Below are 21,518 nucleotides of genomic sequence, written 5' to 3'. Positions count from 1 at the left end.
TCATTAAAATGTCTATCATTAGGAAAAACTACCCTTTATTGAATTCAATATAATAAATCGTTGATTATTATGAATCAAGTCAAATATTTATATAAAAATGAATCTAACTAAGGAGCCTAAGACTATGATTTTTGTTAAAAATGGACCTCTAAAAGGATGTGTTACCGTTCCGGGTGATAAATCCATCTCCCATAGAGCTGTTATGTTTGGTGCCCTCGCTAATGGCACTACCGAAATAACCAATTTCTTACATGGGGCCGATTGCCTGTCAACAATCCGTTGCTTTCGCCAGTTAGGAATTGAGATTAATAATCAAGCATCATCAGATACCGTTACGATTCTCGGCAAGGGTCTTTATGGCTTACGAAAACCAGACCAAACTCTGGACGTAGGCAATAGCGGGACAACCATGCGCCTCATTTCTGGTATATTATGCGGACAGGATTTTGCTGTTACCCTAACAGGAGATGAATCCATTAGACGCAGACCCATGGGAAGAATTATTGCTCCTTTAAAACAAATGGGTGCAGATATCGAGAGTGCGATGAGTAATCATTGTGCTCCTCTACTTATAAATTGTACAGCTGATAAAATGAGCAATCTTAACGATATGTTAACTGGGATACGTTATCAGTCACCGGTCGCTTCTGCACAGGTAAAATCATGCATTTTACTTGCAGGACTTTACGCTGAGGGAGAAACCTCTGTAACCGAACCTTACATCTCCAGGAATCATACAGAGCTTATGCTGTCACAATTCGGGGCAGCGATACGAACCAAGGGAAATACCGTAACAATTTTACCAGGACCTTATCTGGAGGGTAGGAAAATATCCGTACCGGGAGATATCTCTTCTGCCGCTTATTTCATAGCGGCCGGCCTGATGGTTCCTAACTCCGAAGTACTAATTAAAAATGTAGGTATTAATCCCACAAGAGACGGTATGCTTAAGGTATGTAAGCAGATGGGAGCAGATCTCACATTAGATAACATAAGAGATGACGGCGGGGAACCGGTAGCTGATATCGTCGTTCGCCATAGTGAGCTGAAAGGGATAGAAATCGGTGGGGATATTATTCCGACATTAATTGATGAGATCCCGATGATCTCCATCCTTGCCTGCTTTGCCAAAGGAAAAACAGTAATTAAGGATGCCTCTGAGTTAAAGGTGAAAGAATCGAATCGTATTGATGTAATGGTGGAGAACCTAACGAAAATGGGTGCAGATATCACAGCCACGGAAGACGGAATGATTATCAATGGAGGAAAACCTCTTCACGGAGCTACTATTGAAAGTAAATTAGATCATCGTATCGCCATGTCCTTTGCAGTTGCAGCCCTGATGGCAGAGGGTGATACCGAAATTCTTAATGCAGAGTGCGTAGATATCTCCTACCCTAATTTTTATACTGATTTAAAGAAATTATATCAATCCCATTGATAATGGTGGTTTCATACGATCAAAATCATTAGAATTTATATGATTTATTTATAACGTCTAATATATTGCAATCCTTCGTTAGAATTATATTGTTAAAATAAGAATTCTTAAATAGTATACGCAATACTACTAACTAAGAAAAAAAAACATAAAAATAGCTCTGTATCAGTTGGAGTGGGATTCTTTGTATCCCGCTCCATTGCTATGTTTAAAATAATGACTTGCATGAGGTTATTTCAGTGTAACCTTCTCAGGCGTGCTTTTTTCATAATTTGTCCTTACATTCCTTTTTTCGCTGTCACAAATCAAACTTCTAATTATGAATCTTCTGTTTTTGGCATTATGTCGGAAAATCTTTGATATGAATAAGATAAGAAACAATTTGCATAGGTGAGTTAATTGAATTTTCCGATGTTCGCGAATGAAGGCTATATCATGAGAGAAATGTCTATAGACGATGCGCAGGATATCTTTGAATATCAAAGCGATAGAGAATTTATGAGATATACAGGCCTGCCACCTCATCAGTCAATAAAACAGACACAAGCTATGATTATAAAATATGCCTCTTACTTCTATGAAGGAATCGGATTGGCCTGGTCTATCACTGATAAGCACAGCAACAAGGTGATTGGTAATATTATTATGTGTTATACAGATCCTCTAAAAAAAACAAAAGCCAGAGTCGGTTATCACATTTGCCCTGATTATCAAAATCAAGGAATTGCTACCTGGGCACTAGGGAATTGCATCAAGTTTGGTTTTAACCAACTTGACCTAACAGAAATTGAAGCGAAATGTAAATCAGTAAACTTAGCATCAGAACGAGTAATGCAAAAATGTTGTATGGTAATAAAAGAAATAAAGCCAAGCCCTTTTCTTGTAGAAGGTGTGTATTATGACATGAAAACATATAGCATAAAGAGACTTACAAAATAAGATATATCCTACTTTTTATAGTTTAAATCCTACATTTTTTATTATCATTATGTTGCTCTGGATTTTATTATTTATATCTGCTACAATGACAAAAATGGTAAATTAACCCATGTAGTAGCTAACCATTTACACAGATTTTATTAAAACTATCTTTTGGGGGTACTATGAATGAAACTGCGATCTAAACTAATTTATTTACTACTAAGCTTCTTTTTATTAATAACATGTATGCTACAAACGTTAACTCCTGTACTGCCCGTACAAGCATCTCAGACGACCCTAAAACCAACATCTACCATTACCAAAAAGACTTTATACGTTGGTTACAAAAATCACACGATACAATTAAAAAACACCAAAAAGAATGTGAAGGTTACTTATAAATCAAGCAACCGAAATGTTGCCACTGTATCTTCAGACGGGCAAATAAAACCTGTAAAACCGGGAAAAGCAACAATAACCGTTACAATTAATCAGGATCGAAAAAATTATACTACACAGATAGCAATCACAGTAAAAAATCCTTATGTTTCAATTACTAATAATCCTAAAGAACTCAAAAATGGTTCTACCTATGCTTTTCAAGGGAAGGCCTACGGCATATTAGAGCCTTCTCTTACCTGGACCTCTTCAGATCAATCAGTTGGTATCATAGGAAAAACCTCCGGTTTTTTTGTGGCTAAGTCTACCGGATCTACTGTAATAACATTAGAAGATGCCTCAACCGGTATAAAACAAGAAATAAAGGTAAATGTAATACTTTCTAATACCTATACACCACCAAAAGGATTTGACTCCGGCGTATACCTGTCCGGCCTTGATCTAAGTAAAGAAACCGGACCGTATTATAAAACATCAAAAGAAGAATATATTGATACGAGCCGATTTGTATTATTTCTTGATGAAAACGTAGAGATACCTGTTAATATAATAGAACTTATAAATCACATTATGGATTCTATAGAAATAGAAACCGGATACCATTTCTATGTCGAACCACATAAGGCTAATCTCTATTTTGGATTAGGTAACGAGTTAAAGCAATATTTCAGTTCTTATGAACAATTCAAGAACGTAATGAGAAAAACCCCTCAAAAAGTCGGTATCCTGGTTACAAATCACAATTTAGCAGTTGATGCCGTAGCAATCGGTGATTTTGGAATATTACTTAAACCGGAGCACATTAAGCTTTTGGATGGCAATGCTTATGTAATTATACATGAATTACTTCATGTAGCATGGTTTCGTAATGGCTATTATATGGAGCAAGTATTATCCGAAGGATTTACGACCTACTTTACTGCAAAAATCACTGAAAAGGATACTGTTTTAAATTGTTCTTACGATAGTTATGACAAATTTAAAAATTATAAAAATATTATCACAGAAGATGGTTTTGAGGATTTATTTATTCATTATACTGCGGGTCAAAGCGCATATCAGCTCGGGTTTCGAATGATGCACTTCATAATAGAAACATATGGACTTGACGCATATAGAATTTTTCACGAAAGGGTGACAGACACTTTAAATGAAAACTTAGCAAAACCTCCAATGGACATTATTACTTCTATTATGAAGAGTGAATTTTCGATGGATTTTTTTGAATCCTTTGCCCGTTGGCACGCAGAAAACCGGGAGAAGTTTGGAGATAAAGATATGACGCTATACGGAGATTGGTTTATCGATGATTACGGATATCTTAGAAAATATTATGGAAGTGATAAACATGTGGTTATCCCTAATACAGTTCATAATATTCAACCGGAAGCCTTTATGGATTGTAAATCTATTGAAACCGTAGAAATACACGATGGTATAACTTCCATAGGTGCCGGAGCCTTCTATGATTGTAAAAATTTGAAGGAAGTTACATTACCGGATAGCGTACAAATGGTTGGTTTTAACACTTTTGAAGGTTGCAGTAATCTAAAAAAAGTTATCTTACCTAAGGGATTAACAAAATTAGCTATAAGAATTTTTATGGACTGTACCGCTTTAACAGATATAAAGTTACCAAATGGAATAACGTCAATAGGAGCAAATGCTTTTACTAATTGTTCTTCAATTACCTCGATTACACTTCCTGAAAGTCTAGAGACAATAGGGCATAATGTATTTCGTGGTTGTAGTAGTTTAAAAAGCATTGAGATACCGGATGGTGTTAAATCCCTACCACATTCCTTATTTGCTGACTGTACCAGTTTAGAAAGTGTAACTTTACCACAAGGAATTAGTATAATTGATACATATACCTTTTATAGATGTACTTCCCTAAAGCAAATAAAGATACCGGATGGTGTTACTTTAATCGGAGAATCTGCATTTAGTTTCTCAGGTATTACTAATGTTCATATTCCTGACAGTGTAACAGTGATTGGCAATTCAGCATTTGCAAATTGCAAAAACCTTAAGAAGATTACTATACCAAAAAGCGTAACAAGCATAGGCAAATCATCATTCTACGGATGTGAAGGACTTACGATTTATGGTAAAAAAGGTTCTTATGCGGAACGTTACGCGAAAGAAAACAAAATAAAATTTATAAAAGCCAAATAGATACAGATAAGAAGTTACAAAATAATATGCTCCCTTTAGATAGACAAGTAAATAGTTAAAAATTGTCACTTAATAGGGAACATATTATTTTTCAAACGGCTATGGAACATGTCCATTTTATTAAATTGAATTTGCGAAATTAATTATATGTTATCATTACCTGCATATTTCTGTTATAATAGGATTCATTCAAATATATGTAATGAAAATGAATATTAAATAAGAGAAAGGTTGTTGATCTCTATGCTTGACTTACTGAAAACAAGAAGAAGTATTCGAAGATACCAAGATAAAGCCATTGAACAGGACAAAATAGATAGCATCTTAAAGGCTGCTCTTCTAGCACCATCCTCCAGAAGCCGCCGTCCTTGGGACTATATTGTTGTAACTGAGAAAGCGACACTTCAAAAGCTTTCTGAGTGTAGAGAAACCAGCAGTGCGCTGATAGCCGGTGCTCCCCTTGCCATTGTGATAGCTGCTAATCCAAAAGTATGTGATGTTTGGATTGAGGACTGCTCTATCGCTGCTATACTGATGCAGCTATCAGCCCATTCTTTAGGTCTGGGTTCCTGTTGGGTTCAGGTTAGAGAACGTTTTACTAAGGAACAGGATAAAGCGGAAAATCATATCAAAAAAATACTGGGAATACCGGATGATTACCATGTTGAATGTATAATTGCAGTGGGCTATCCGGCTGAGAATAAAGAGCCATACCAAGAGAGTGATTTACCTTATCATAAGCTTCATTTGGGAAAATTTTAGCCAGTAAAAGACTATAACAAAGAATTCCTCTCTATTACTCTATTCAGAAAGATATGGTCATATCCTAACATGATTTTTATAATGCCTTATTTAGAGATTTTACAAAAGTAACATAGGGGCATCCATAATACATTATCGGAGGAACTATTAATATGAGCTCCATTATTGTATATGGTGACCCTATGAACTGTTTTAACAAATTTCTCTTTATGAAACAATCATGTCATTATCTTTATTACATTAGGTCCATCCAAAAGTATTTTAGACAATCCTCTAAATAGTATTAGTATTTTTCATTAGGATTTATTTGCGATATAACGTAATTATGCTAGGTGTACTCTATTCGCTATATTTTGAGATAACCCTTAATTATATTAATTCTATCCAGTATCTCTTATAGGTGTGGCCTTTATCATCTAAATATATTTCATTTTCTAATACACCACCGTTTTTCTCAATAATCTTAGCAGAACCTATATTTTGTTTTTTACAGGTAACTAATAATTTATTGATAAAAAATTCATTCTTACATACGGGAAGCACTAAATTTAACATCTTACTTCCATATCCTTTTTTTCTTTCCGAAGGTCTAATGCTGTATCCGATATGACCACCAAATCTTAATAAATCATCATTCAGGTAATGTCTCACTGCTATCACTCCAACGATATAATCATCTGATTTAACGAAATATATCGTTGCCGGAACGTATTGCTCCGGTAAATTCTCTTTATATCTACCTGCCTCAATTTTTCTTAACCACTCCTCATAATTATCCATACCTTCGAAACTTCGAATTCCTTCGAATTTATCAACTCCCGGAACGTCAGGAGGATACATCTCGTACTCCCGAACCATCTTTAAAACTTCTTCCTTATCTTCTATTACCGGAAAAACCAACTTTAACATAAGATCTCCATCTCTCTATCTGAATTTTTTTCTTCAGTCCGTTATACTTTTTATATATTCAGGTCCCTTCCTAACTGTCTGATAAATTCCTTCGTTAGTTTCTGCTTTTCCCTCCAAAATCGTTTTGCAGGTTCCGTGACCATTGGATTTTGATTCATTTCACTAACGGAATAGGATAACATATGTTGATAAACCTGATAAAAATTCGGCATCCCCTTAGCAGTTGTTATCATCGCATCCATGGTAAGGCCTAAAGCGGCTGTATCATCAAGCAAATCTGCTTCCATCAATATAATCAATTCAATCGAAGCATCTTCGGAAGCTAACAATTCCTTATTTGAATGGTTAGTAATTAGGTAAATAACTTCTTCTATGACATTTTCACTATAGCCATGTTTTCTTAGGTACTCCTCACATATCCCGGCTCCGGCCAATGCATGATTTTTATTATTATCTTCGACCCCATAACCGACATCATGAAATATCGTAGCGATATGCAAAGCTTCTTCTTTGATTGACCTATCAACAGAGAGCTCTGATACAATTCGTTTCATCCACGCATATACCCTTTCTATATGTTGATAACGACTATAATGGATACTTGTTTTAGATACCGCTCCCTGTGAGTAAGCCTTATCTAATCTGTTCTTCACATATGAGAACATATCCTCATATCTTTTCATCTGCTGACCCTGCCATTTCTCTTTTGTTAAACTCACACTACTTACCAAATTCTTCTTATATCATAAAACCACTTTTGTATAATATCAAGGTGTTTTTTAGTTGAGTAGCAAACGAATAAACTTTTTCTTACCTAAACGAAGTATAACGATATCTGTGTCTAGTTTATAATCTAAGTCTTTCACTTTTTCTCCGTTTATCTGTATCCCACCCTGAAGTATTAAGCGCCTAAACTCACTTCCTGATTTTATGAAACCCTGTTCAAGTAGAAGTGGTGTTAGATCAAGTAAGCTTAATATAGTTGTCGGGATGGAAAACTCCGGCATATCTTCAGGTAATTCACCTTTCTGGAATACCGTCTCAAAATACTCTTTCGCTCTTTGCACATCCTGGGTGGAATGATACAAGCCTGTAATAATATTCGCCAACTCCAGTTTTATATCTCTTGGATTTTTTCCCTCCTTAAGCTGTTTCTTGATCTCTTCTATTTTATCCGGATGTTCATCCGTTGCTAATTCAAAATAACGAAGGATAAGATGGTCGGGAATTTCCATGACTTTCTTATACATAACCTCTGCCGGCTCAAATATGCCGATGTAGTTTCCAAGACTTTTACTCATCTTCTCTATACCATCAAGGCCTTCCAAGATAGGCATAAAGAGGGCGATCTGTCGTTCTAGTTCCATGCTGCTTTGCAGATTTCTTCCCATTAAGATATTAAAGGTCTGATCCGTACCACCAAGTTCGATATCCGCTTCAATTTCAACAGAATCATAAGCCTGCATTAACGGATAGAAGAATTCATGAAGTCCAATAGGTTCGTTCGCTCTAAACCTACTCTTAAAATCATCCCTCTCTAAAAGCCTTGCCACGGTAATGCTTGACGCCAGCTTAATAACCTCTTCAAAGTTTAACTTAGAAAGCCACTCACTGTTAAATCGGACTGTAGTTTTTGCAGGGTCAAGAATTTTAAATATCTGTTTTGTATAGGTATCTGCATTTTTTAACACCTGTTCCTGAGAAAGCGGTTTTCTTGTCTTGGACTTACCGGTAGGATCGCCAATTCTACCGGTAAAATCACCGATTATAATGATTGCTTGGTGCCCCAGATCCTGCATCTGTTTAATCTTTCGAAGAACTACCGCATGCCCAAGATGGATATCCGGAGCGCTGGGATCCAATCCCAGTTTTACGGTCAGAGGCCGTTTCTCTCTTAAAGCATTCCTTAATTTTTGCCTTAATTCTTCTTCTGAAATTAATTGTGCCGCTCCTTTTTGGATGATTTTCATCTGTTCTTCTATCTCGTATATTTTTATTTTGTTCTCCAGGTTATTCTGTACCATCTTTTCCTCCTCAAGCTTTTGTTCTCTTATTATTTTTTCTGTTTGGTTGTTATTCTTGATTTCCATTATTATTCCACCTTTCTTTTTTTGTTTCTAGATTTCACTTGTAAAGTATGTTTCATCTATCCCTAACATAGGTCAATGACTGAATATGTTAATTATACTTAGCAAGCTTCTCTTATACTTACCTTACAAGCATTTGTTTCCTATGGTCTTTTGCATGTTATCTCTTTACCCACAATAGCCTTTTACATACAAATCAAAACGATAAGCCGCTTGATACGTCAGGAATCAAAAAAACCGCTCCTCAAATTCATGTATCATGAATTTGAGGGCGGGAATTATCTCGCGGTACCACCTCATATATATCAGCTGTTCACACAACCAACCTCTTCAAGTACGCCGGATATTCTCTCAAACATATGAGTCGTATGTCTCGGGTATACTCTAGCACGATAACGGGTGCAGGAAACCGTCAACAGCCTACTGAGATTTCTCTGTTCGGTGTGAAGCTCAAAGATGTATTCAGAATAATATTTCCTGCACCTCTCATCAACCGGTAGCTTTCTGTAGGAAAATCTCATTCTTACTAGTTCTTTTCATCGCATTTACAATATTTAAACGCTAGTATAACAAGCTATTATATCAATGTCAATATGTTTTATTTACTTAGATTTATTTTTTTTGTAGGATTACAATACATGTGTTACAAATCTTATTAAATAAAAACGGAAATAGCTCTTTTGTGTTATATTTAAGTCACCACAACCAAAATACAAAAGAAAGAGAGCATTTCCGTATGGCAAGTATAACACAGGATATGAGGTTTCGACTAGCTTTAATTAAATACGCTGATAAATATGGTGTTTCAAAGGCAGCTGCACGATATAAAACGAATCGTCAGTACGTTTATCGTTGGAAACGACGTTATGATGGCTCCTGGGACTCCCTTAGAGATCGTTCTCGAAGACCTCATCACCATCCAAACCAACATACTGAAGATGAGATCAGTCTTATTAATAACATGCGCCGTCGTAATCCTAATGCTGGCCTGGTAATCTTCTGGGTAAAACTTATGCAACGAGGTTATAAAAGATCTATTCCCGGTCTTTACCGCTTCCTCCGCAAGAAAAAACTTATGGCCATTAAGCCGAAAAACCCAAAATACGTACCTAAGCCTTATGAACAAATGACGTATCCCGGCCAGAGGATTCAGGTAGATGTTAAGTTTGTGCCTTCCGTATGTCTGGTCAATCAGGCCAGGGGACAAAAGTTTTATCAGTATACAGCTATTGACGAATACTCTAGGTGGCGTTACGTTGAAGCTTTTGAAGAGCACAGTACCTATTCATCTATGCAATTCCTAGAGCACCTTGTTAAAGCCTTTCCAATGCCAATAGAATGCATCCAAACGGATAATGGTCTAGAATTCACAAAACGCCTTGCATCCGGAGATAAAGCTAAAACGCCAACTATTTTTGAAGTTCGTCTTAATCAATTATGCATTCGTCATAAACTAATACGTCCATTTACCCCAAGGCATAATGGTAAGGTCGAAAGAAGCCACAGAAAAGATAATGAGCGTTTCTATGCAACGCATACCTTCTATTCATTTGAGGACTTTAGTAATCAGCTAACTACATATAACAAAAGAGATTATAACCGCTTTCCGATGAGACCTCTGGGATGGAAATCACCTCAGAATATCTTATCTGATTTTGTTAGGTATGGTGTAACATATGTTTGACAAACCTACATTTTATTTACTTAGATTTATTTTTTTATTATATTTCGTTTTGAATCTTTCATTTGTTTCGACACAAAATCAAGTATTTTTTTCATGAATTAACATTATTTATCAATTTTTAGTGGAATATTCCTGAGTTATATGTTATAAAATTATCTTATACAACTAGGACATACGAACGAGCCGTAACAGTATATTAGAATATGTAAAGGAGGAAATCAAATGAACAAAGCAAAAGAAGCGGTCCAATGCTTTCATGAAGGCTATAATTGCTCACAGGCTGTATTTTCAAGCTATAGCGAAGAACTGGGATTAGAGCGGGACACAGCTTTAAAAATCGCCTGTCCTTTTGGAGGAGGCATGGGACGCATGGGAAAAACCTGCGGTGCAGTGACCGGAGCATTCATGCTGATAGGGCTAAAACATGGTACGTATCAATCTGACCAGTCAAAGGAAACCACTTATCGGTTGGTTCAGGAATTCACAGAAAAATTCAAAGAAATGTACGGTTCCATCGAATGTAAGGACTTATTAAATTGTGATATCAGTACAGAAGGCGGAAGGGCCTTCGCATCAGAGCATGGTCTTTTTGATAAGCTTTGTCCTATCTATGTAGAAGATGCAGTGAAGCTAATCGAAGAACTAATGGAACTCAAGCAATAGGTACATATAAAGTTTATATTTGTAATACCATAGAAAGGAGTCGGATTTTAGCTTCTCTTACCTCCAGTTAAATATAGTTGAATATATTTCTCGGTTAGTATTGTAAGGGAATCTAAATTCCGGCTCCTAGTAATCTATATCATCTGTGGTATAATACTTTATAACCGCTTACACAGGATATATACGTTTCCCTCGACATTAATAGTATCGAGATTTGCAGACGTTTATAAGCTTACTCAAACTGAGAATTATATAGCTTATAATAAAAACCCTTTTGTTCCATTAATTCTTTATGCGTACCTTGCTCTACCACATTTCCCTGATCTATCACAAGGATATTGTCCGCTCCCTGAATGGTAGATAGGCGATGAGCAATTACAAAGCAGGTTTTCTCTTCCATCAGTTTTCGCATCGCTTTTTGGATTTTGATTTCGGTTCTGGTATCTACGTTGGAGGTAGCTTCATCTAATATTAACATCTTAGCATCTAAAAGCATAGCTCTTGCTATGGTAAGAAGCTGTTTCTGTCCTTTGGAGATATTTAATCCGTCTTCATTCACTATGGTGTCATATCCCATTGGCAGTCTCTTAATGTAAGAATGTATCCCAGCCATCTTGGCTGCTGCCACGACTTCTTCCATCGTAGCATCCTCTTTGCCATAAGCAATATTATCAAAGATTGTCCCGGCAAATAACCAGGTATCCTGAAGTACCATGGCATAGGCCTTTCTTAGACTTTCTCTTGTCAGATCTCTTGTTTCAGTACCATCTACTAATATTTTGCCTTCCCATACATCATAAAACCGCATTAACAAATTAATTATCGTAGTTTTTCCGCCTCCGGTTGGTCCAACAATGGCGGTCAGACTGCCAGGCTTCGCATGTAGAAACAGATTCTTTATTATCACTTTATCCGGCAAATACCCAAAAGTAACCCCTTCAATTACAACATCACCTTTCACACTGTTAAGTTCCTTAGCTTCATCCCGGTCAGGGCTCTCCGGTTGTTCATCAATTAACTTAAACACTCTCTCAGCTGCTGCAGCGGCAGACTGAAGTTCACTGATAATATTGGCAACCTCATTAATCGGTCCGGAAAACTTACGGCTGTATTGCACGAAAGATGAAATGTTTCCAAGGGTCATGGCTCTGTTAAGATATAGGATTGCACCAAATACCGTTATTAAAGATAGGGATAGATTATTGATAAAATTCACCGTAGGTCCGGTCATGCTACCATAATACTCCGCAGTATAATAAGCATCGACAGTCTCTTTATTAATCTTGTCAAAGCGTTCAACTACAGTATTCTCTGCCGCATAGGCTTTAATTGTTTTTTGTCCTGATACCATCTCTTCTACAAATCCATTAAGTTCACCCAGCTTAGCGGAACGTCTGCGAAACAGAGGTCGTACCTTCTTTGCCATATAACGGGTATAGAGCAAAGAAAGCGGTATGGTAACCAACATAACCAGTACCAACTGAGGTGATATAACGATCATCATAATTAGTGATCCAACTACGGTAATCACACTGGCGCAAATCTGTACTACATCAGTAGAAAGAGAGGTGTTTATTGTATCGATGTCATAGGATATCTTACTGATAATGTCTCCAGCCTGATTACGGTCAAAATAACTGACCGGAAGTTCCACCAGCTTGGTAAATACATCTTCTCTCATTTTTCTTACAATCTTTTGGGTCAGACGAATCATCATTACGGATAAGATATAAGAAAGGATGGAGGAAACGATATAAAAGCCTATCATCCACGCGGAATAGTAAAACACCGTCTTAAAAACCACAAAACCCTTCCCGGGTTCTATTGCATCGATGGCATAGCCGGACAACATCGGACCAATCAGAGCAAACATATTACTTGCAATGGTTAAAATGATTGCTAAGGCTAAAAGCCATTTATATTGATAAATATATAGCCAGAGTCTTTTCAGAACAAATCTGGTATCTCTTGGCTTATCCGTTTTTTCACTTAGTTTTCGTCTTCCAGTGTTTGTGTTGACCGGCATATGGCACCTCAATTCTATGTAAGCTAATCAATGTAAGAATTTAACTGCTTAAATACTCTGATCCCTATGAAACTGTAATCATCTTTACAAACAATAACACTTACAGATCTTATTTTTAGAGCATACCTACAACTTCTTAGGTACGTTGTTGTTTACATTGTTCATTACCCTTAACGTATGTAAATGTAACCCATATATTTATGTATTAGGAGTATTTAATATTTCTTATATTTATCTGTCCCTTTCACTTTATCTACATTGATACAAATAAAGAATAGTATCTCCTTGTATTAAGACATCAACTGCGACTGGTAGATCTCTTGGTATACCTCGCAGTTTTTTAAAAGCTCCTCATGGGTTCCGTACCCTGCCATCTGCCCATCTTCAATTACCAGAATATGATCCAGCTTCATAACAGAGCTAATTCTTTGAGCTATTATAATACTGGTGGTATCTTTATAATTCTCACGAATTGCTTTTCGAAGTAAGGAATCAGTCTTATAATCTAGGGCACTGGAGGAATCATCAAGAATTAAGATTTCCGGTTCTCCTGCTAAGGCTCTAGAAACCAACAACCTCTGCTTTTGTCCACCGCTTAAATTACTGCCCTTGATTGCCAGTTTAAAATCCAATTCTTTCTCAAGTTGAGAAATAAATTCTGCAGCCTGAGCATCCTCAGTAGCTTCCTTTACCCTGTGGATTGGCAGCTCCCTTCCGAGACTAATATTTTCATATACCCGATCAGCAAATAAAGCATCATTTTGGAACGCAATACCAAACCTTCTGCGTAACTCCTGCTTATCAATGCTTTTGATGTCCTTTCCTTCCAGCATAATTTTACCCTCAGTCACATCATAAAAACGCATCAAAAGATGGATCAGGGTTGTCTTTCCGGAGCCAGTTGAACCAATAATACCAAGACTCTCTCCCTTTTTGATGCCAAAATGAATATCCGTTATGCATGGCTCTGAGGTATAAGCAAAGCTAACATGATGAAATTCAATATGGTAGTCTGAATCTACCCGGTCAATCTGTTGTGTCTTTAAATCTTCTTCCGTATTAAGAACTTCTGCAATACGGGAGGCAGATGCACTGGCTTTCGAAAAGATTACAAAAATTCTCGTAATTGCCATCACTGCTTGAAGCATAATAGCAAAATATGATAGAAGCGCAACAATCTTACCCGGTTGGGAGGCCCCGGCATCTACTCGGAATGCACCTACGATAACCACTAAAGTTAGTCCGATATTTAATAACAGATTCATAACCGGATTAGTAATCGCCATGGTAGTTCCAGCCTTTAGCTCTTTGCTAACCACCTCGTCATTTCTATCGGAAAAACGCTTCTTTTCATAGGATGTTTTTGATAAAGCCTTGATTACACGAATTCCGGTAATATTCTCTCTAACCACCCGTATTAGTCGATCTGTAGAAAGCTGTAACCCCGTATATAGGGGAATTCCTTTTTTTGATACGAGATAAACAACAATAGCCAGAAAGGGCATAACTCCAATCAGCACCAGAGTAAGAACCGGCTCCAAGGTACTGGTTATCACAATACCACCGATTAAGATAATGGGTGCACGAACACCGATTCGCTGCATCATCCCAATCATATTATGAATGTTATATGTATCCGAAGTCATTCTGGTTTCCAGGGATGGTACGGTAAAATGATCCAGTTGAGTTCCTGATAAACTAAGAATTTTTTGAAATAAGTCATGACGAAGAGTTTCTATGGTATTCCTTGCAACTCTGGCCGCCATGCGATTTGCTATGATATTAAAGGTTCTGGCACCGATAGATAAAGCAATCATTACTACGCCCCACCACAATATGAAAGACACCTTTTGTTTTGGTATAATCTCGTCTATAATATATGCTAAGACCCAAGGAAGCCCTAAATCCATAAAGGTACCTAATACCTTGATGGTAAATCCGAAAAACATTCGTAAACTATATGGTTTTAAATATGTAAATACCTTCTTCAAGCGAATACCTCCAAGGCTTGATGTCCGTTTCATAGTATTGATTACTACAGTTCGAAACCGTTTTAAGCACAGATATTATATTAACACTTACCTATGGCATCGTCAAGACGAAGGCTAGTCAGATCTCTGTATAAATCTATCATCGAGATAATAATTGACGATATAATGAATGAGGCGAAACTGTTCATAGATGATGAAGGCTCAATTATTATGTACAGCACTTTTTATATTGTTTAAAACACCAATAGATTATTCTTTAAATAAAAAGATAATTTATAATTACTATTAATCGTAAGAGATAGCAGTAGTATTTTCTTAAATGAAAGATTTCACTACTGCTATCTCTTACGAATTCCTACATATTCATTCAGTTCATTGATTCTGATTTATCCACTCCGCCATATCATCAATAACCTTTTGATCCACAGTACTCTGGATGTTATATTCGGATACATCGGTTTTTCCGTTAGATGTCATGAAAAGATGGTTTAAATTATCATACAGTTTAAAGGTTACATTATCCTTATCAGCTAATAATTCCATCCAGCCTGCATAATCTTTCTCCGGATACACCTGCCAATCGGCACTTCCTTGACCGATGAAGATTGGAATATCCAGATTTGCTACAATTTCAGGTGTATTAATCTGGTTTAGGCTGTACCAGTAGGATGCAGGTATACCCAACAAGGTATCCGTATCATCTTCTGTTAATCCTTTAATCTTATTCAACTGGTCATCTAACATGGCAATTATCTGGTCTCTTTGTTCGGTAGTTACATCCGGTGTAGTATCAAGTACTGCCAGATTCTGATCGAAACTGATATCCTCCAGCTTTCTAGGACTTCCGGCCAGAATTACGATCCCGGCTACCGCCTCATGATCGGAGGCAATTTTTGGAGCCAGCATTCCACCAAGGCTATGTCCGATGATATAGATGTTGTCTGTATCAACCTGATCTGAATTTAAAGTAAAGTCGATTGCTCTCTCTACATCATTCAAGGAATCATCATAGATGGTAAATGCCTGAGGCATTTGCTTTGGATATTGTAACAAAAATTCATGATATCTTATGGAGGCGATACCCTGTCTTGCTAGTCCGTGAGCAATATCACGAAAAGGTTTGTTCGGACCAATGGATTCATTCATATCATGAGTTCCTGATCCGTGTACTAAAATAACAACCGGAGGTTTTTCTATCCCTTGGGGTAAGGTTAGAATACCATCAACCGGATATTCTTCATCCCCGATGTTAATCTCTATCTCTTTAAATGTATCATTTGATTCAACTTCTGCTGTTATTGGTGCATAACTAAACCATAATCCATCCAGTTTTCCTGATTTATTATAAGTGTAAGCAATTTGTAGCCCGTTATTTTCAAATTGTAATATCACCTTCACTATTCTGTACGGATCTGATTCCTCCTGTGTTATTTCATATAATTTTATGAACTCGCCTAATCCTGTTACGTTGGTATTCCAAGCCTGCTCTAATGCTTCTTTACTCATCTGTGCTCTTACCAGCAGGGATAAGGTATCATATACTTCATCAAAGTCTTCATCTACCATCTGCATGGAAAGTTCTTCGCTTAATGCTTCTAAATCCAACTCATCCTCGAAGGACATAATGTTCTTGTTATTCTCTTCTTGTTCATCTTCACCCTTTGTTTCGTTCTCATGGTTAACCTCTGTGATACTGGTTTCATTCTCTGCTTCATTCTTATCTCCATCCTCTTTCGCCGAGCATCCTGTCATTATGAGCAGGAAACATAGAAAGATGATAAATGCAACGATACGTTTCATATAAGTTCCCCTTTCCTATCAATTCTATGGTAACAGTGTTTTTGATATATTTAATCATATACATATTTTACCTCTTATAAGCTATGGATAAAAGTATATTGAATTAATTGTTTATTAGAAATGTATTAAAATTATTATGTAAGGTCAATGGATGGTCTGGTATTTGCTAAACAGGATAAACAGCTTGTATGTTCAACTGCTTATCCTGTTTGCTTATGATAAGTGTACAACTTAATTCTTTTTGTTAAACTCACAAACAGTTACTTGTAATTGTTCGTCATATATCTCTTTGTGACTTTTCCATTTAGATTTTACTCTTTCTTTCCTCTTGATTTAGGCTCTTCATTGCCACTGATAACATGAGTTTAATACGATTCAATTGATTAACACTGGATATTCCGGGATCGTAATCAATCGGAATGATATTAGCCTCCGGATATTTCTTTTTTAACGGCTTAAACATACCTTTTCCCGTTATATGATTAGGTAGGCAGGCAAGGGGCTGAACACAAATAATATTCTTTATTCCATGTTCGATATATTCGAGCATTTCTGCCGTAACCAGCCAACCCTCCCCGGTCATATTCCCCAGAGATAACACAGAGGATGCCATGTGTGCCAATTCCTCAATTGGGGTAAGTGGTAAGAAACGACTGCTTTTTTCCAACTCCTTCTTCATAACCTTCCGATAACGTTCAATATAGGCTGCAGCCAGATTGCTCAGCTCCATATTTAATTTCGTCCCGGCAAGATACTTGAATCGGAATCTCGAATTAAAAGTAGAATATAAGATATAATCCATAAGATCAGGTACAACTGCCTCAGCTCCTCCTTGTTCCAGTATTGATACAATATCATTGTTGGCTGTGGGATGATATTTTACTAAGATCTCGCCTACTATACCAACTTTGGGCTTCTTAACATCCAAAAGCTCCAACTGGTCAAATTCCTTAACGATACTCCGTATATAATTCTCAAACCTTCGTTTGCTTCCATCTCGAATATTAGCTTTTGCTTTATCATTCCACTTATCGAATAGTAACTGTGCCGAACCGGGAAAACGTTCATAGGGTCTTGTCCGAAATAATACCCTCATAAATAAATCTCCGTACACCAACGCCATAATGCAACGGTTTATTAATCCTAATGTGAATTTAAAGCCAGGCTGCTTTTCTAAACCAACCGTATTGACTGAGATTACAGGAATGTTCGCATATCCTGCCTGTTTTAGACCCAGCTTTAAAAATGCAATATAGTTGGTTGCCCTACAACCACCTCCACTTTGTGTAATGATGACAGAGGTATTGTTAATATCATATTTACCCGATTTTAAAGCTTCCACTATCTGTCCTACCATAATGATTGCCGGATAACAGGCATCGTTATTTACATATTTTAACCCCTCGTCTACAGCAGATCGATCCATAGCCGGCAGAACTTCAAAACGGTAGCCGCAAGCTTCTGCCGCCTCCTTAATCAGCTCAAAATGAATTGGTGCCATCTGTGGTGCCAATATCGTATGAGTCTTCCTCATAACCTTAGTAAATACAGGATTCTGATAAGTAAGCTCTCCTTTGTCCGGCTGGTAGGAATTTCTCGCTCTTTCCTCCATAGCAGCTTTTAAGGACCGGATTCTTATCTTGGCAGCCCCCAGATTATTCCCTTCATCAATTTTAAGCATAGTGTACATCTTACCGCCGGTAGATAAAAGTTCCGCAATCTGATCCGTTGTTACGGCATCCAAACCACAGCCGAAAGAATTCAATTGCACCATATCCAGACAGGGCTCATTTGCTACCAGGGTTGCTGCCCGGTATAGTCTTGAGTTGTAGGACCATTGATCAACCACTCGTAATTTGTGTCCCAGGATAGCCAGATGTGATATACTGTCCTCCGTCAATACAGCAAGACCATAGGATACAATTAAATCTGCAATGCCATGATTGATTTCCGGATCAACATGATAAGGTTTCCCACATAATACGATACCTTTTTGATGATTATTCTTTAGATAGTTTAGAGTTTCTTCCCCTTTTTTTCTTATGTCCATTTTATATTGTTCCCGTTCCTTACAGGCGGCAGACACAGCACGCTTAATTTCATGCAAAGATATATCATATTCAGAAAATTCTTCCGAGATTCTTCGCACTAAAACCTTATCGTTATCCAGTGACAGAAATGGTGTCAGCAACTTAACATCCTTTTCCTTCAAGTCATCTATATTATTTTTAACCACCTCAGGATACGAGGTAACAATCGGACAATTATAATGATTGCTTACATCTTCATATTCTCTTTTTTCATAAACCACAGAGGGATAAAAGATAGTTTTTACTCCCTTATCAACCAAATCTATTATATGTCCGTGACACAATTTCGCCGGATAACAGGCCGATTCCGAAGGAATCGTCTCCAACCCCTTCTCGTAAAGTTTTTTTGAAGAGGGCGAGGATAAGATCACCCGAAACTTTAGGCTGGTAAATAAGGTAAACCAGAACGGATAATTCTCATACATATTAAGAACCCTTGGTATACCAATCGTTCCTCTTAGGGCCTCCTCCTCCTTAAGAGGACGATAACCAAAGGTACGCCTGTATTTATATTCATATAGGTTAGGAACCTTCTCTTTCCTTTGCACATCGATCCCAAAACCTCTTTCACATCGGTTTCCCGCGATAAAACTTTCACCGTTAGAAAAACAGTTCACCGTAAGCAAGCATTGATTGGTACATTTATCGCAACGTCTATGCTCAGCTTTCATACGAAAATTGTTCAGAGCTTCCAGAGGTAGCAGGGTCGTTTCCTCTCCATTTTTATGACGCTCCTTAGCAATCAAGGCAGCACCATATGCTCCCATCAGTCCGGCTATCTCCGGCCTTACTGCCTCCTTACCGGATATTAGCTCAAAACTACGAAGTACCGCATCATTGTAGAAGGTACCCCCCTGAACAATAATCTTATTCCCAAGTTCCTTCTCATCCCGGAGCTTAATTACTTTAAATAAAGCATTTTTAATCACAGAATAGGACAAACCGGCGGACAAATCACCTATTTTAGCACCCTCTTTTTGGGCCTGCTTCACTTTTGAATTCATAAACACCGTGCATTTTGTCCCTAAATCCACCGGTGCTTCTGCAAAAAGAGCTTCTCTGGCAAATTCCTCTACCTTCAAATTCAAGGAATTGGCAAACCCTTCAATAAAGGAACCACAACCGGAGGAGCAGGCCTCATTTAATAAGATACTGTCGATTGCACCGTTCTTAATTCTAAGACACTTCATATCCTGTCCGCCTATATCCAGGATAAAATCAACTCCCGGTAGAAAATGTTCGGCGGCTTTATAATGAGCTATTGTTTCTATTTCACCAATGTCTATATGAAATGCCGCTTTCATTAGAGCCTCCCCATAGCCGGTTACGGTAACTTTTGCTATTGTAGTTCCCTCAGGTATTCGTTTATACAGATCCTTTAATATAGTTATCAACTTATTAACAGGCTCTCCTTCATTTCCTCCATAATAGGAATAAAGAAATTCTCCGGCTTCACCGATTAAGACTACCTTAGTTGTTGTAGAACCTGCATCAATCCCTAAGAAAGTCTTTCCTTTATAACAAGAAAGCTCCACTTTTTTAACAAAGGCTTTCTTATGTCTATTTTTAAAATCCAGGTACTCTTCTTCATTGATAAACAAGGGCATAAGTCTCCCGACTTCATCATCTTTTTTGTTTGATATGCCTTGTACTCTATCATTTAATTCCTTTAAGGAAATGCCCCTTCCTTCTTCTTGTTTGCTTGATAAGGCTGCTCCAAGGGCGGCAAATAATTGAGAATTATCGGGAGCTATGGAATTCGTGATAGGCAAATGTAAGCTTTCCATAAACCGTTTCCGCAACTCTGAAAGAAAGTAAAGTGGTCCTCCAAGAAATGCCACCTTACCTCGTATCGGCTTTCCGCATGCCAAGCCTCCAATGGTCTGATTAACCACTGCCTGAAATATGGAGGCGGCAATATCTTCCTTTCTTGCTCCCTCATTAATTAAAGGTTGGATATCAGTTTTTGCAAACACACCACATCGGGAAGCTATGGGATAAATTACTTGATAACCCATGGCATAATCATTTAAACCTGCTGCATCGGTATTTAGAAGAACTGCCATCTGGTCAATAAATGCACCGGTACCTCCGGCACAACTACCATTCATTCTCTGCTCTATTCCATTTCGAAAGTAAGTTATCTTAGCGTCTTCTCCTCCCAGCTCAATCACAACATCTGTCTCCGGAATAAAGGTTTCAACTGCTTTGGAGCAGGCTATTACCTCCTGTACAAAATCCAGGTTCAGCCATCCGGAGACGGATAATCCACCAGAACCGGTAATACACACTGACAGAGAAATATTCCCCAGCTTATCGTAGCAATCCTTGATTAATCTGATTACTGTTTCCTTCATATTTGAAAAATGACGTCTATAGTCACTATATATTAATTCATTCTCTTCTCCTAATACAGCAAGCTTTACCGTAGTAGAGCCGATATCAATTCCTAACATATATTTTTTCATTCTGTTACTCCTGTCGGCTTAATTGTCTCTTAATCGGGTAAATTTTGTCTTTCTTACTTTCATAAGTTGCATAAACATCCTATAATTCCACCCTTTTGT

13 protein-coding genes and 1 other annotated feature are annotated in these 21,518 nt (G+C 37.4%); of the genes, 6 read left to right on the top strand and 7 right to left on the bottom strand.

The features are described 5' to 3' along the window. The first annotated feature begins 124 nt into the window (after nucleotides 1-124). The 4 genes from aroA (at nucleotide 125) to I5677_RS06860 (ending at nucleotide 5,701) form a co-directional block, all read left to right on the top strand. The gene (gene aroA / locus I5677_RS06875; RefSeq protein ID WP_197660830.1) at nucleotides 125-1,441 is read left to right on the top strand and encodes a 3-phosphoshikimate 1-carboxyvinyltransferase; all 1,317 of its coding nucleotides are present in this window, start codon (nucleotides 125-127) and stop codon (nucleotides 1,439-1,441) included. Between the two features lie 435 nt (nucleotides 1,442-1,876). Beyond that, nucleotides 1,877-2,380 (top strand): GNAT family N-acetyltransferase, encoded by a 504-nt coding sequence (locus I5677_RS06870; RefSeq protein ID WP_197660829.1) that lies wholly within the window; start codon nucleotides 1,877-1,879, stop codon nucleotides 2,378-2,380. Nucleotides 2,381-2,548: 168 nt separating this feature from the next. Further along, nucleotides 2,549-4,939, top strand: a complete 2,391-nt coding sequence (locus I5677_RS06865) for a leucine-rich repeat protein (RefSeq protein ID WP_197660828.1) — start codon at nucleotides 2,549-2,551, stop codon at nucleotides 4,937-4,939. A gap of 243 nt (nucleotides 4,940-5,182) precedes the next feature. Beyond that, complete coding sequence (locus I5677_RS06860) at nucleotides 5,183-5,701, top strand: nitroreductase family protein (protein WP_197660827.1); 519 nt, start codon at nucleotides 5,183-5,185, stop codon at nucleotides 5,699-5,701. Nucleotides 5,702-6,070: 369 nt separating this feature from the next. Here I5677_RS06860 and I5677_RS06855 read toward each other — a convergent pair whose 3' ends face one another. The 3 genes from I5677_RS06855 to tyrS form a co-directional block, all read right to left on the bottom strand. Next, nucleotides 6,071-6,610 carry a GNAT family N-acetyltransferase gene (locus tag I5677_RS06855; protein WP_197660826.1) on the bottom strand — a complete coding sequence of 180 codons (540 nt, stop codon included), beginning with the start codon at nucleotides 6,608-6,610 and terminating at the stop codon, nucleotides 6,071-6,073. Nucleotides 6,611-6,660: 50 nt separating this feature from the next. Further along, entirely contained in the window at nucleotides 6,661-7,293 is a 633-nt protein-coding gene (locus I5677_RS06850; protein WP_197660825.1) for an HD domain-containing protein, read from the bottom strand. A gap of 96 nt (nucleotides 7,294-7,389) precedes the next feature. After that, a complete protein-coding gene (tyrS, locus tag I5677_RS06845; RefSeq protein WP_330617868.1) occupies nucleotides 7,390-8,700 on the bottom strand; it encodes a tyrosine--tRNA ligase in 1,311 nt (436 codons plus the stop codon). A gap of 261 nt (nucleotides 8,701-8,961) precedes the next feature. Then, nucleotides 8,962-9,246, bottom strand: a binding site (T-box leader). A gap of 187 nt (nucleotides 9,247-9,433) precedes the next feature. On the opposite strand from tyrS, the gene I5677_RS06840 reads away from it, so the two are divergent. Both I5677_RS06840 and I5677_RS06835 read left to right on the top strand, forming a co-directional pair. Then, nucleotides 9,434-10,381, top strand: a complete 948-nt coding sequence (locus I5677_RS06840) for a DDE-type integrase/transposase/recombinase (protein WP_197660824.1) — start codon at nucleotides 9,434-9,436, stop codon at nucleotides 10,379-10,381. Nucleotides 10,382-10,603: 222 nt separating this feature from the next. Beyond that, a complete protein-coding gene (locus I5677_RS06835; protein WP_197660823.1) occupies nucleotides 10,604-11,044 on the top strand; it encodes a C-GCAxxG-C-C family protein in 441 nt (146 codons plus the stop codon). 232 nt (nucleotides 11,045-11,276) lie between these two features. Here I5677_RS06835 and I5677_RS06830 read toward each other — a convergent pair whose 3' ends face one another. The 4 genes from I5677_RS06830 to I5677_RS06815 form a co-directional block, all read right to left on the bottom strand. After that, nucleotides 11,277-13,070 carry an ABC transporter ATP-binding protein gene (locus I5677_RS06830; RefSeq protein WP_197660822.1) on the bottom strand — a complete coding sequence of 598 codons (1,794 nt, stop codon included), beginning with the start codon at nucleotides 13,068-13,070 and terminating at the stop codon, nucleotides 11,277-11,279. A 290-nt stretch (nucleotides 13,071-13,360) separates the two neighbouring features. Beyond that, a complete protein-coding gene (locus I5677_RS06825) occupies nucleotides 13,361-15,061 on the bottom strand; it encodes an ABC transporter ATP-binding protein (RefSeq protein ID WP_197660821.1) in 1,701 nt (566 codons plus the stop codon). 372 nt (nucleotides 15,062-15,433) lie between these two features. Further along, nucleotides 15,434-16,861 carry an alpha/beta hydrolase gene (locus I5677_RS06820; protein ID WP_197660820.1) on the bottom strand — a complete coding sequence of 476 codons (1,428 nt, stop codon included), beginning with the start codon at nucleotides 16,859-16,861 and terminating at the stop codon, nucleotides 15,434-15,436. Nucleotides 16,862-17,165: 304 nt separating this feature from the next. Further along, entirely contained in the window at nucleotides 17,166-21,419 is a 4,254-nt protein-coding gene (locus tag I5677_RS06815; protein WP_197660819.1) for a 2-hydroxyacyl-CoA dehydratase, read from the bottom strand. Between the last annotated feature and the right edge of the window lie 99 nt (nucleotides 21,420-21,518).

The sequence above is a fragment of the Mobilitalea sibirica genome, assembly GCF_015999265.1.
GTDB classification, from domain to species: Bacteria; Bacillota; Clostridia; order Lachnospirales; family Lachnospiraceae; genus Mobilitalea; species Mobilitalea sibirica.
The sequence above is the reverse complement of the archived record's forward strand: the minus strand, read 5'-3'. Positions and strand labels throughout refer to the sequence as shown.

Coding starts and splice junctions, on each gene's coding strand:
- aroA (WP_197660830.1), top strand. CDS start 125: ATGATTTTTGTTAAAAATGGACCTCTAAAAGGATGTGTTACCGTTCCG.
- I5677_RS06870 (WP_197660829.1), top strand. CDS start 1,877: ATGAGAGAAATGTCTATAGACGATGCGCAGGATATCTTTGAATATCAA.
- I5677_RS06865 (WP_197660828.1), top strand. CDS start 2,549: ATGAAACTGCGATCTAAACTAATTTATTTACTACTAAGCTTCTTTTTA.
- I5677_RS06860 (WP_197660827.1), top strand. CDS start 5,183: ATGCTTGACTTACTGAAAACAAGAAGAAGTATTCGAAGATACCAAGAT.
- I5677_RS06855 (WP_197660826.1), bottom strand. CDS start 6,610: ATGTTAAAGTTGGTTTTTCCGGTAATAGAAGATAAGGAAGAAGTTTTA.
- I5677_RS06850 (WP_197660825.1), bottom strand. CDS start 7,293: ATGAAAAGATATGAGGATATGTTCTCATATGTGAAGAACAGATTAGAT.
- tyrS (WP_330617868.1), bottom strand. CDS start 8,700: ATGGAAATCAAGAATAACAACCAAACAGAAAAAATAATAAGAGAACAA.
- I5677_RS06840 (WP_197660824.1), top strand. CDS start 9,434: ATGGCAAGTATAACACAGGATATGAGGTTTCGACTAGCTTTAATTAAA.
- I5677_RS06835 (WP_197660823.1), top strand. CDS start 10,604: ATGAACAAAGCAAAAGAAGCGGTCCAATGCTTTCATGAAGGCTATAAT.
- I5677_RS06830 (WP_197660822.1), bottom strand. CDS start 13,070: ATGCCGGTCAACACAAACACTGGAAGACGAAAACTAAGTGAAAAAACG.
- I5677_RS06820 (WP_197660820.1), bottom strand. CDS start 16,861: ATGAAACGTATCGTTGCATTTATCATCTTTCTATGTTTCCTGCTCATA.
- I5677_RS06815 (WP_197660819.1), bottom strand. CDS start 21,419: ATGAAAAAATATATGTTAGGAATTGATATCGGCTCTACTACGGTAAAG.